At 55.9% G+C, this 12,610-nt stretch carries 11 protein-coding genes; 5 read left to right on the forward strand and 6 right to left on the reverse strand.

Annotated features, from left to right (window positions below):
- Nucleotides 1–22: 22 nt before the first annotated feature.
- The 3 genes from speD (at nucleotide 23) to ACMHYW_RS12135 (ending at nucleotide 3,359) form a co-directional block, all read left to right on the forward strand.
- Nucleotides 23–835, forward strand: coding sequence for an adenosylmethionine decarboxylase (gene speD / locus ACMHYW_RS12125; protein ID WP_414500135.1), 813 nt, complete (start codon nucleotides 23–25; stop codon nucleotides 833–835).
- A 411-nt stretch (nucleotides 836–1,246) separates the two neighbouring features.
- On the forward strand, nucleotides 1,247–2,260 hold the full coding sequence (locus ACMHYW_RS12130; RefSeq protein ID WP_414500136.1) for an alpha/beta hydrolase family protein: 1,014 nt from the start codon (nucleotides 1,247–1,249) through the stop codon (nucleotides 2,258–2,260).
- Nucleotides 2,261–2,504: 244 nt separating this feature from the next.
- The gene (locus tag ACMHYW_RS12135) at nucleotides 2,505–3,359 is read left to right on the forward strand and encodes a hypothetical protein (protein ID WP_414500137.1); all 855 of its coding nucleotides are present in this window, start codon (nucleotides 2,505–2,507) and stop codon (nucleotides 3,357–3,359) included.
- A gap of 122 nt (nucleotides 3,360–3,481) precedes the next feature.
- On the opposite strand, the gene pstB is transcribed toward ACMHYW_RS12135, so the two are convergent.
- From pstB to pstS, 4 genes are all read right to left on the reverse strand, one after another.
- Nucleotides 3,482–4,270: a phosphate ABC transporter ATP-binding protein PstB gene (pstB, locus tag ACMHYW_RS12140; protein WP_414501511.1), complete on the reverse strand. Its 789-nt coding sequence runs from the start codon at nucleotides 4,268–4,270 to the stop codon at nucleotides 3,482–3,484.
- 146 nt (nucleotides 4,271–4,416) lie between these two features.
- A complete protein-coding gene (pstA, locus tag ACMHYW_RS12145) occupies nucleotides 4,417–5,256 on the reverse strand; it encodes a phosphate ABC transporter permease PstA (RefSeq protein WP_414500138.1) in 840 nt (279 codons plus the stop codon).
- Entirely contained in the window at nucleotides 5,253–6,131 is an 879-nt protein-coding gene (gene pstC, locus ACMHYW_RS12150) for a phosphate ABC transporter permease subunit PstC (RefSeq protein WP_414500139.1), read from the reverse strand. Before pstC ends, pstA begins: the two co-directional genes overlap by 4 nt.
- Nucleotides 6,132–6,277: 146 nt before the next feature.
- On the reverse strand, nucleotides 6,278–7,318 hold the full coding sequence (gene pstS, locus ACMHYW_RS12155; protein ID WP_414500140.1) for a phosphate ABC transporter substrate-binding protein PstS: 1,041 nt from the start codon (nucleotides 7,316–7,318) through the stop codon (nucleotides 6,278–6,280).
- A gap of 534 nt (nucleotides 7,319–7,852) precedes the next feature.
- On the opposite strand from pstS, the gene phoA reads away from it, so the two are divergent.
- Nucleotides 7,853–9,292 carry an alkaline phosphatase gene (phoA, locus tag ACMHYW_RS12160; protein ID WP_414500142.1) on the forward strand — a complete coding sequence of 480 codons (1,440 nt, stop codon included), beginning with the start codon at nucleotides 7,853–7,855 and terminating at the stop codon, nucleotides 9,290–9,292.
- Nucleotides 9,293–9,397: 105 nt separating this feature from the next.
- Here the strand turns inward: phoA and ACMHYW_RS12165 are convergent, their stop codons facing one another.
- Both ACMHYW_RS12165 and ACMHYW_RS12170 read right to left on the reverse strand, forming a co-directional pair.
- Nucleotides 9,398–10,438 carry a hypothetical protein gene (locus tag ACMHYW_RS12165; protein ID WP_414500143.1) on the reverse strand — a complete coding sequence of 347 codons (1,041 nt, stop codon included), beginning with the start codon at nucleotides 10,436–10,438 and terminating at the stop codon, nucleotides 9,398–9,400.
- 61 nt (nucleotides 10,439–10,499) lie between these two features.
- The gene (locus ACMHYW_RS12170; protein WP_414500144.1) at nucleotides 10,500–11,549 is read right to left on the reverse strand and encodes a hypothetical protein; all 1,050 of its coding nucleotides are present in this window, start codon (nucleotides 11,547–11,549) and stop codon (nucleotides 10,500–10,502) included.
- Between the two features lie 249 nt (nucleotides 11,550–11,798).
- On the opposite strand from ACMHYW_RS12170, the gene ACMHYW_RS12175 reads away from it, so the two are divergent.
- Nucleotides 11,799–12,596 carry an SDR family NAD(P)-dependent oxidoreductase gene (locus ACMHYW_RS12175; RefSeq protein ID WP_414500145.1) on the forward strand — a complete coding sequence of 266 codons (798 nt, stop codon included), beginning with the start codon at nucleotides 11,799–11,801 and terminating at the stop codon, nucleotides 12,594–12,596.
- The last annotated feature ends 14 nt before the right edge of the window (nucleotides 12,597–12,610 follow it).

The raw sequence follows: 12,610 nt of genomic DNA on the forward strand, positions 1-12,610 counted from the left end.
TCACAGCACACCCCACACCTACATGTACCCCGGAGGTGCACCTGAATTGAACAAGCTGAAACTGCACGGCTTCAACAACCTGACGAAAAGCCTGAGCTTCTGCATCTACGACATCTGCTACACCAGCAACGAGGCCGAGCGCGATGACTACATCGCCTATATCGACGAGCGCTACAGCGCCGATCGACTGACCGAGATCCTGAGCGAGACCTGCTCGATCATCGGGGCCAACATCCTCAACATCGCCCGTCAGGACTACGAGCCCCAAGGGGCTAGCGTTACCGTTCTGATCAGCGAAGAACCGATCGACCCCAAAACGGTCGACACCACCGAGCACACCGGCCCCCTGCCGGACAGCGTGGTCGCTCACCTCGACAAGAGCCATATCTGCGTGCACACCTACCCGGAAAGCCATCCGGAAGGCGGTCTCTGCACCTTCCGCGCCGATATCGAAGTGTCGACTTGCGGCCTGATCTCCCCGCTCAACGCGCTGAACTATCTGATCCACGCCCTTGAGTCTGACATCGTGACCGTCGACTACCGCGTGCGCGGTTTCACGCGCGACACCCGCGGCGTGAAGCACTTCATTGACCACGACATCACCTCGATCCAGAACTTCATGCCTGACAGCATGAAACGCTCGTATGACATGGTCGATGTGAACGTCTATCAGGAAAACATCTTCCACACCAAGATGATGCTCAAGGACTTCGACCTTGATCACTATATGTTCAAGGCTCGCCCAGAGACCATGAGTGACGCAGAACGCCAGCGCATCAGCGATCTGCTGTGGAAGGAGATGCACGAGATCTACTTCGGACGCAACATGCCGTAAGCTCGGGCCATCGCGGCCCCACTCGGGTATCACCTGATACGACAAGGCGGCCCTGTCGAAAGACAGGACCGCCTCGGAACCTCTTCATAACAGAAGCCTGACGCACAATGGCGTCGAGCCTCCTTCATCTCCCCTTTCAGGGCACCGGCATCCACGCCGCCCTGTCGGCCATGACGTATCTACTCTCACACTTCAAGACGTCCTTCGCCCCCCCCCCCCCCTCTTTTTTCGCTATCAGCGCCCCGCCAACATGCGACCTTAAAGCACCGAACCCACACCGTCTCAGAGTGCTGGCCCAATCCCAAGCAGTGCAGTAATGTATTAAACCGCGCATTAATGTATGAACGATGCCCTGCTGGAATCACAACAATCGGGTGACACTACACCACCATATTCAGGATGATAAACAAGATGCCCACCCTATACCGCTCGCTGCTGCTTCTATTGCTATTGGTATCAAGCGGCGTGCAGGCACTGCCCTCCGTCGGCTTTGCTGAAATAAGACAGGATGAGCACAGCGAAAGGCCGCTCGATATTGCGCTCTGGTATCCCACCTCCGCCCAAGAACCCCTTGTTGCCGTTGCAGACAATCCCGTGCTGCAAGGCGTGCAGGTCATTCGCAATGCAGCGCCTGCACACGGACGGCGTGCGCTTATCGTAATGTCGCACGGCTATGGCGGTAACTGGCGCAACCTCAGCTGGTTGGCCTACGCCCTAGCGCGCCAAGGATACATCGTGGCATCACCCAATCACCCGGGCACCACAACGTTCAATAAAGACAAACAGCAGGCAAGACAATCATGGCAACGCCCGCACGACTTGAGCAGAGTCATTGACGCTCTGGCATCCAGTGACATCGCCGGCGACATTGATGCGAACAGGATAGCGGTGATCGGGCACTCACTTGGCGGATGGACAGTGATTGCCGCAAGTGGCGGTCGCTTTTCCCCCGAACAGTTCAAACGCGACTGTGAATCCCACCCGGCACTCAAGAACTGCCAGCTGAGTGAAGCGTTAGGACTGGATCAGGACCAGATAGAAGAAGACATGCGGGACCCTAGAATAAAAGCGGTTGTCTCTCTGGATGCTGGACTAGTAAGGGGATTCACGCCCACAAGCCTTGAAAGGATAACCATTCCCTCACTCATCCTTGCCGCAGGGGTCGATATCGCTAACGTGCCCGCCGACCTAGAATCAGGGTATCTAACCCACTTCCTGCCAGCGGCCCATTCGCACTCCGTTACCCTCGCGGATGCAACCCATTTCAGCTTCATGCAGGTATGTAAGCCCGGCGCGGAAGGCATGCTCAAGGAAGAAAATCCCGGCGACGAAATCATCTGCCATGACGGCGGCACAAGGGCACGAACAGCGATCCACGATGAGATTGCAAAGATCGTTATACGCTTTCTTGGGAAAACCCTCTGAGAGGCTTTTTCCTGATACTCAAGTTTGAATAGCACGCAAATCTTTCGATAGAGCATTAGCATCCCTCGCTAATGCTCCCATGCGGGCTTTGTGCATAGCGGAAATATCAAACCAAATAGGTGGAGAAAACGGCCCCCATATTTTATATGGGCCAATTTTGCATATCTCCTATATAATCAACTAAACACTCAAGACATTTAGTCAATAAGCCATAAATTCTCTTTTCATACAGGGATATATGCACATGAGAAAATCAATGGCCACTGTTATTTTTTTATTAATTTCACATATTAATATAGCCAATGCAGAGCTGAGCGAAGATATTTCTAACATAAGAATAGAGATGCTCTCCAGCCCATATGAAACTATTAAAAAGTGCTCGGAAGCAGGAGAAAAAAGCTGTCAAATAAAACTAGCGTTGAACAGTATGGAAGGCAATAGCCGTCTAAAGGACAGATCGGGAGAAATTGATTATAAAAAAGCAGAACACTGGTTAATTACACTGACCGGACAGTCTCCAACAGCCAGACTACTGCTAGGTAGAATACGAATACAGCAAGGGAAAACAAAAGAAGCAAAAGCTCTTATTTCTTCCTCCGGCACAGAAAATTTCTCTCCAGCCCTAGATCATCTAATAAGCCCTATTGATCGTATATACATAGGGGAAGACAAAGAACAACAGGAGACGCAGTCTCTAAAATGGGAGCTCAAAGCCTTTATGCTAAGAAAAGATCCGGACATCGCTTATTATATAGCCGCCCATTTCATAACCCCGCCCTACAAAGACTGCGCTGCCGCAAAATTGTGGTTCGCCAGAGCTACAGAAGGACATAATGCCAATATTAATGCTCAGCAACTTTTAGGCGAGCAGTACGAAACAGGGGATTGCATGCCTCAGGACTATGTCATGGCGTATATGATGTACGATTTGGGCGGCACTGCGGTAGCCGAGCAGAAGCATGCGCTAGCCGAGAAAATGACGCCGGAACAGATCAACGAAGGCACGTTGCGTTCGTATCAGTGGCAGGAACAGAACCACTCTTACCGTGTTGGCTATGGCGTAGGGAATAGCTACGACATTCACTGGAATATTCATTAGGCCACTGATCCACCACAAAAAAGGCGATGCCCATTGCATCGCCTCTGGCTTCAAGGAAGAGCGTCCTTGCCCTTCCCCCCGGTCAGCCCTTGGCCGAAACCTTGCGCTATCCAGCAACCTGATTAACCGAAGCGGCCCTGGATGTAATTGAGCGTACGCGGATCTCTGGGATTGGAGAACATCCGTTTGGTCAGCCCGGCTTCAACGATCTCGCCCATGTACATAAACACGGTGCGGTTGGAGATACGCGCGGCCTGCTGCATGTTGTGGGTCACCATAACGATGGTGTACTCCTGCACCAGTTCCTGAATCAGCGTTTCGATATGACCCGTTGCAATCGGATCGAGCGCGGAGGTCGGTTCATCAAGCAGGATCACATCGGGGCGAGTCGCGATGGTGCGCGCAATACACAGGCGCTGCTGCTGACCACCGGACAGTGACAGCCCCGGCTGGTTGAGCTTGTCCTTCACTTCATCCCACAGTGCGGCCTTGCGCAGTGCCCATTCGACGCGCTCCTGCAGATCACCGCGAGAGATCTTTTCCTGCAGCTTAACGCCAAAAGCCACGTTATCGCGAATCGACATCGGGAACGGCGTCGGACGCTGGAACACCATGCCGACACGCATGCGCAGCAGTTCGGCATCAACGTCGGGGCTGTTCACGTTCTGACCGTCAAGCAGGATATCCCCTTCGCAACGCATGTTCGGATACAGCTCGTGGATACGGTTGAGGCAGCGCAGCAGTGTCGACTTACCGCAGCCCGACGGGCCGATAAAAGCGGTCACTTGGCGTTCCTGAACGTCCAGCGAGATGTCCTTCAGCGCGTGAAAGTCGCCGTAATAGAAGTTCAGGTCGCGAATGCCCAGCTTGAATGCACCCGCATCGTTGGTCTGTTCGAGAGGTGTCGCCATAACAGTGCGCTCTTCTTTATTGTTGGAACGGCCAGCATTGTCGGAACGGTCGCTGAAAGAGGGATCGTGTGACACGACCTGATGATCGTCGGTGCTGAAACGCTGCGGGTTATACATGGTAGCGTCTTCCTGTTCGTTTTGTTGGGTCATGAGGTACGTGCCATACGGCGAGACACGATGCCCAGCACCAGGATCATCAGCGTCATCAACAGTGCCCCTGTCCAGGCCAGCGCGACCTTGTCCATGTCATACCCTGTCAGCGTCATGTTCTGATACAGCGTCATCGGCAGGTTAGGCATGGCATCCGACAGGCGGAACCAGTTCCATTGGTTGGTATTGAGGGAGGTGAAGATCAGCGGTGCGGTTTCACCACTGATACGCGCACAGCCCAGCAAAATTCCCGTGATAATGCCCGGCATCACCATGCGGAAGCTGATCGAGGTCAGGACCTTCCAGCGCGGCGCACCAAGCGCATAGGCCGCTTCACGCGTGGGTGCCGGCACCAGCCTCAACATGTCTTCGGTCGAACGGATGACCATCGGTAAAATGATGATCGCCAGAGCAATGCTGCCCGCCCAGCCAGAGAATCCGCCGCTGGGCAGAACCATCAATGCATAGATGAACAACCCGATGATAATCGACGGTGCAGACAGCAGCATGTCGCTGGCAAAGCGGATAAGCCCCGACCAGCGGGAGCGGCTTGCGGCCAGCCAGCTACCGGCCGCCATGCCGACCACGGTACCCAGCAGGGTGCCGAGTAAGGTCATGGTCAGGCTGCCGATAATGGCGTTCCCCAGCCCGCCGCCGCTGGCACGGGTACGGGAGGTGAAGACCTCAAGCGACAGCTTCGGCAGTCCGCTGTACAGCAGTTGGAAAAGGATGGCCCCCAAGGCCACCAGGCATAGGCCTGTAACGCCTAGACAGGCCAGCCAAGCAATGCGGTTGACGATGCGACGACGTTGATAGCGTGAGGTTGAGGTCATCATGCCTGTTTTCCTCCTCGCTGAATCATGCGAGCAATGGCAAGCACCACGGTAGTGATGATGAACAGCAGCAGCCCCAAAGCCAGCAGCGCGGAACGCTGGCTGCCATCGGCTTCGGAGAACTGCGACGAAATCAGCGCCGCGATGGATGTTCCTTGATGCGTCGGTGACAGGCTAAGGAAGACGTTGTTACCGATCACGAACGATACGGCCATGGTTTCACCCAGCGCACGCCCCAATCCCAGCACGATGGCACCGGCCAGACTGCGACGGATCGACGGGAAGACAACATGGCGCAACGTTTCCCAAGACGTGCCCCCTAATCCATAGCAGGACTCTTTCACCAGCGGCGACACCTGCTGCATCGCATCACGCGTCATGGCCGTGATCAGTGGCGTAACCATCAGCGCCAACACTACGCCCGCAGAGGCGATGCCCGAACCGACAGGAAAGATTGACGGAAACAGTCGCTGCAACCACGGGCACAGCACCATGCTGCCCCACATGCCGTAGACGATAGACGGTACGGCGGCCAGCAGCTCAATCAGCGAGCCAATAAAACGGGCCAGCCTGACAGGACACCATTCGGTCAGCAGGCTGGCGACACCCCATGCCACGGGCACTGCCAGTGCAATAGCAATAAGGGAACTTACAACGGTGCCGTACAGCGCTGGAAGCGCGCCATACTGGCCTTGAACGGGTGCCCAGACGGTCCCCGTAATGAATTCCATTCCGTGCTGGCTCAGAGCAGGCCATCCTGCAATCGCCAGCGACAGCAACAAGGCAACTAACAGGGCCGGAATGCTCCATGCGGCAGCTCCGGTTGTCAGTGCCAGCACACGATCACCTCTCTTGCTGGGTGCTCGGCGTGTCATCATTCCATCACTCCTGCTTGACGCCTTATGGCGGATGCAGACACTGGCCCGGCAGAGGCGATAACGTTCATCTGTCCGGGTCAGCGCTCGCTATCTGAGTACCCGTCCCCCGGCACACGCTACCGCCAAGGGGACGGATATTCAGCAGATCACTGGGCCAACCACAGCGGCGTACTGCCGTCCGTGATTTTCGACCAGACATCATGCTCGACCTGGTCGATTACGTTCTTCGGCATTGCCACATAATCCAATGCTGCGGCGGTATCCTTGCCGCTAACGTAGGCCCAGTTGAAGAACGCCAAGGCTTCTTTGGCCGCTGCAGCGTCGGCAGGTTTGACCGGCATCAGGATGTAGGACACCCCTGTGATCGGCCAACTGTCCTTGCCGGGCTGGTTGGTCAAGACCAACGCCAGACCTGGTGCATTCTTCCAGTCTGCATGTCGAGCAGCTGCGCTGAAGCTGTCTGCGCCCGGTGTCACATACCCACCGTCGCGGTTTTTCAGCACCACCGTGGCCACTTTGTTCTGGCGCGCGTAAGCGTACTCGACATACCCAATGGCTCCGACCGTGCCTTGCACACGTGAAGCCACTCCCCCATTGGCCTGAGCCCCAACGCCGTTAGGCCACGGCACCGTATTGCCTTCACCAACTTTCTGTTTGAAGGCCGGACTGACCTCACTCAGATAGTGGGTGAACAGATAGTTGGTGCCCGATCCCTCTGCGCGGTGAACCGGCGTGATCGCCAGATCCGGCAGATTGATATCAGGGTTCAGAGCCTTGATGCGGGCATCATTCCAGCGGGTGATATCACCGGAATAGATGGCCGCGAGGGTTTCGCCATCCAACTTCAGCGAATTCCCTCCAAGAGCAGCGCCAAGGTTCACGATGGGCACAACGCCCCCCATGATCATCGGCCACTGCACCAGCCCTGCTTTCTGCTGGTCTTCTGCACTCATCGGCACGTCCGACGCGCCGAAGGTCACAGTGCGGGCTTTGATCTGAGCGATACCGCCACCGGACCCGATGCCCTGATAGTTGATGGCAACGTTCTTGGCATCCTGGTAGTCATCCGCCCAGCGCGTATAGACCGGATAAGGGAACGTTGCCCCAGCACCTGTCACCGTCGGAGCGGCCTGAACGAGAGGAGCGCTTAACAACATGGTCAGAGCAATGGTCGTGCGCTTGAGCATGGCGGTTCTCCAGAAAAGTGTTCACGGCATGACAGGGGCCTGTCGTGGCATCGCCTGTTCATCTCATGACCAGAATCTAGAAGCGCGATGTGACAGAACAGTGACGGTTTTGTGACAGGTAGGTGACGAGTAAATGACAGTTTTGTTAAAGGGCTATAGGCCCCCCCTCTTCATTTGTTGAAGATTCAACATGTTACTTTCAATCAAGGTTTCATGAAGAGAACGGTGTGAGTGTCATGAAAACGATGGCGTTCACATTAAAAAAACTAAAAGAAGCGACTTTTCCCAGAAAATCACTATCAAAAACAGCGCTATCGGATAGAGGCCACCCCAGCGACACCTACCACAAGGAACAGGATAAAGCAGGACTCAAACAGGGTGAGGAAAGGCCGCCATACCGCTGTCATCAGAATGTCATCCAGCGGTCATGAAAGCGTCATCTGCCCATGCAAATGTGTCTGAGCACGCCAGCAACGCGCCGCTGTCGTGGAAGATAACAACCGCAGTCACTGCATATTCAGGGAATCCTCACCCATGATGGTACGACGTCTTTCCAGCCTTACCCTTTGCAGCACGCTTCTCGCCGCCTCGCTCGCACAGGCCGCTCCCGTATCCGGCCCCGTCGACGCGCAGGGTGCCGCACGCCGCGGCTATCACATCACACAGGACGAGGTGCGCCAGGCGTTTTCTGACCAGAAGGCCCGCAACGTCATTCTCTTTATCGGAGACGGCATGGGTGACTCAGAAATCACGTCTGCTCGCAACTATGCCGAGGGCGCTGCGGGTCGTTTCAAAGGGCTGGACGCCTTCCCCTTCACCGGCCAATACACCACGTTCTCGCTTGACCGCACGACCCACCGCCCGGATTACGTGACGGACTCAGCGGCATCGGCCACCGGCTGGACAACCGGTACCAAAAGCTACAACAAGGCCATCGGTGTTGATGTGAATGGCCGCCCAATGCCAACGCTGTTGGAACTGGCTAAAGCCAGCGGTAAGGCCACAGGTAACGTCACAACGGCAGAGGTACAGGACGCCACCCCTGCGGCACTGATGGCACACGTTGCCCTGCGCAGCTGCAAAGGCCCCGATGAAGCCGCTGCGAAGTGCACAGCGGATGCGCTCGAAAACGGGGGCGCCGGTTCAATTGCCGAACAGTCGCTCAACGTTCGTCCGGACATCATTCTCGGCGGTGGTCGCGCCTACTTCGAACAGCAGGCCCATGCGGGGCAGTGGAAAGGCCAGAGCCTGCTTGATCAAGCCAGCGCCCGCGGCTATCAACTCGTCGGCGACCGCGCTCAGCTGAGCGCACTGAAGGCAGCAAACCAACAGCACCCGGTGCTGGGGCTGTTCGCGGCCAACGATATGCCAGTCAACTGGGATGGTCCCAAGGCCACGCATAACGGCCACCTCGACACGCCCCCAGCAGTCTGCAAACCCAACCCCGGACGCCCCGACAGCCAGCCCAGCCTGAAGGAAATGACTCACAAGGCCATTTCGCTGCTGGACAAGAACCCCAACGGCTTCTTCCTGCAGGTGGAAGGGGCATCCATCGACAAACAGGATCACGCGGCTAACCCGTGCGGCCAGATCGGTGAAGTTGTCGACCTCGACCAAGCGATTCAGGAGGCACTGGCCTACGCCAAGACCCACCCGGACACGCTGGTGCTCGTGACAGCCGACCATGCCCACTCCAGCCAGATCATCCCCACGGATGGCAAGGTACCGGGGCTGTCGCTGGCACTGCGCACGCATGACGATGCTGTGATGGCGATGAGCTATGCCACCGCTTCCGAAGGATCACAGGAACATACCGGTACTCAGTTACGCATTGCCGCCACAGGCCCGCGTGCGGGGCGTGTACTGGGGCTGACCGATCAGACGGACCTGTTCTTCACCATTCGTGACGCACTGGGCATCAGCCACCAGACCACTCAGAACGTTACCAAGACACTGGCACCTGCCGCTCACTAAAACGCGGCCAATGAAAAAGCGGCCCCCTACCGAGGGCCGCTTTCTTGTGTCTGGAAGACACTGTCCGCCAAGACCATAAAGCGCTGCTATCACTCACGCCGCGCTCTATGTACCGACCGTGACCTCAAATACCGTGGCGGTCTGCGAAAGCGATTCCGGCCACTGCACCTTATCCAGTACCTTCAGCACGTCATCGCACAGAGGCACATCGTTTCCAGCCTTTGAGGCATCAATTACCGGTAGGGAAGCGCCCCATCTGTCCATTACCAAGCGCACCGTACAGTGCTTGCCCTTGGTCTCAGCTGCCCGTGCAGCAAGCTCCTTGAGGGCCTCATTAGCCATTGCCTGATAGCGCTTGATATCGGGCTTATTTCTAGAAGACATTTCGATATCTTCAGGCAATGGAGAATTATCTTGCTCTCCGCAATCTGCACTCAATGCCTCAGCAGAAAAAGGCTCAATCCACCAATTCTGGCTATATCCACCAGACCCTCCTGTGACCTCCCAAGAAAGTAAGCGATCTTCTTTATCATTTCGATGAATGAGATAAGTAGCATTCTCACCTAAAACAGAGTGCTGGATGCATTGCAGATGTGCAGTGATGCCAACTTTTTCAAGCGATGGCAACGTCTCAAAGGTGCAGGCACCATTCCAAATGCCAAAGCAATCCTGTGGTGAGAATTCAATTTTCTGAACACCAAACTTCGGATTGCCCGACGCAGAAAGCGTGATATCCCACCCCAGCTCTTGGTTGGTCTCGCGCAGCACTGTCGCTATCTCGCCAAGCACATGGATGCGCATGACCCCAACACGCTCCGTCGCATTCGTGCTGGGCCCTAACTCGGCACTCCACGCAATATGCCGCGCTTCCGATGCCCAATCCCACGACCACTGCTCCTGACCGTCATCGGTCGCTTCACCGTCACGATCCGGCATCGTCGACAGAATAAAGTCCCCCAGTTCGACACTCGGCCGCCCTGTCAGCACAGCGGGGTATACCGGTGTTACCTTGGCAGGCGGCGCTGGTGCTACCGCAGACGATTCTGACAACCGATCGCTTAGCACCTTCAGACCGATGCCCAACGGGATTCCGGTGCCTAACAGACAGCTCAGGAATATCCCTGCACATAGTTTTACCACCTTCATCCCACTTTCCTTTTAATTCTTGAGTGACAGATCATTAGCAGTGTTAGCCCATCACCATTAGCTAACCTTCAACACGCACGACAAAGTCCACTGGTAGTGAGTGATGAGGCTCTGGCCACGACTCATGCTCTAGCACCGCAATGGCAGCGTTGCACAGCGCCCCCATATTACCGATGTAAAGCGCGTCAATTGCAGCCAGATTTCCTCTATCGTCAATGGATATCTGTAGCGTACATGATTTGCCTTTGGCTTCTGGGATGTGGCCTGTTACCGCTTTTAATGCTTCGCTAGCTTGCGTTGAATAATGCATGATGTCCGCTTGTTCAACGCTGTTTGTCCCTTCTCTTTTCTCCGCGACACCATCCTCGACAGGCACATCCGATATCTCATTGCTATCCATGATGCTGATAGTCTGACTGTCACCGCCCGTTCCCCAGCGCTGGTGATCTATCAACAGAGTGTCAGCCTTGTCTGCATGATGCAGAATATAGGAATAGTCATATCCGGCATCAGCCTGTGAAACGTATTTCAGATCTGCAGTGATACCAGCGTGGGCCAGTGAAGGCCCTATCTCATAGGAACAGTTTTTATAAGGCACACTGAAGCACTCATGGGGAGCTAAAATGATTTCCCAAGTGCCTGCGCGCGCACTCAGAGGTGCGCTCAGTGACACATCCCAGCCCAGTTCCTGCCTCGTCTCACGCAGTATCGACGATACGTCGCCCAGTACGTTGATACGTACCAGCCCCTTGCGACGCACATCTTCAGCATCGTCCTCTTCCAGAAAATCACTTTTATTCGCTCGTGAGAATTCAGGCTGCCATACGATGTGCCCATCTGATGCCGCCCAGTCCCAATCATGCCATGGCACATTAGGGGAATAAGACGCGGCGTCAGGCATTGTCGACAGAATAAAGTCCCCCAGTTCGACGCTCGGCCGCCCTGTCAGCACAGCGGGGTATACCGGTGTTACCTTGGCAGGCGGCGCTGGTGCTACCGCAGACGATTCTGGCAACCGATCGCTCAGCACCTTCAGACCGATGCCCAGTGGGATTCCGGTGCCTAACAGGCAGCTCAGGAATATCCCTACACATAGCTTTCCCCCACGCATTGCCCTTCCTCTTGTAATCCCTTGTCGTAAAAACGTTTTGTGCACAAAGAATAACGTTTCCGCTGGGTTGCTGATACCAATGACAGCACGATATCCGGCAGCTTAGCGGTGTTAATGACCCACTACGGAACTACGACATCAATGCGCTGCCTCACGATGAGAGGCTGGACATCCAAGGGTATTCGGCCACAGTGAAAGTAGGACAGTGGCAACGACAGCCACTGTCGACCATGGACAGGAGAACGCCAGATGGAACTGGGAATTCGTGATCGCGTCGCGCTGATTACCGGCGCAGCAGGTGGCATTGGACTGGCCACGGCCAGACTGCTGGCCGAGGAAGGCGTCAAGCTGGTACTGAGCGACCTGGATCAGCAAGCGCTTGATGAAAAAACGGCTGATCTGCCTGCGCAAACGCTACGTCTGGCTGCCGATGTCACACGTCAGCAAGACATCAATGCCGTTGTCAGCAAGGCTCGCCATACCTTCGGCCACATCGATATCGTGGTGCATACGGCCGGTGTGACCGGGGCTAAAGGCGACCCGCTGACGCTCAGCGATGATGACTACCTGGAGGCGTGGCAGATCGATTTCATGTCCGCCGTGCGCGTCGCCCGCGCCACCCTTCCGGCCATGCGAGAGCGCAAATGGGGGCGCTTTGTCTGCGTTACCTCCGAAAACACCGTGCAGCCCTACTGGGAAGAGGCCGTCTACAACACTGCCAAGGCGGGGCTAGCCGCCTTCATCAAAGGGCTGTCCTATGAAGAAGCCAAGCACGGCGTATTGTGCAACACCGTTGCGCCGGCATTCATCCAGACTCCGATGACCGATGGCATGATGAAGCAGCGAGCCAAGGCGCTGGGCGTTTCATTCGACGAGGCCGTAAAGAGCTTTCTGGCTGAAGAGCGTCCCGGTATCGTGGAACAGCGCCGAGGACAGGTCGAGGAAGTGGCCCCAGCCATTGCCTTGCTGGTGTCCGAGCGGGCATCGTTCATCAATGGCGCAAACCTGCGCGTCGACGGAGGTTCGGTCATGGCAGTGCAGAACTGACCCGCCACTGGCAA

It is taken from the genome of Zymobacter sp. IVIA_12111.31 C1, assembly GCF_047495495.1.
In the GTDB taxonomy this organism is placed as follows: domain Bacteria; phylum Pseudomonadota; class Gammaproteobacteria; order Pseudomonadales; family Halomonadaceae; genus Zymobacter.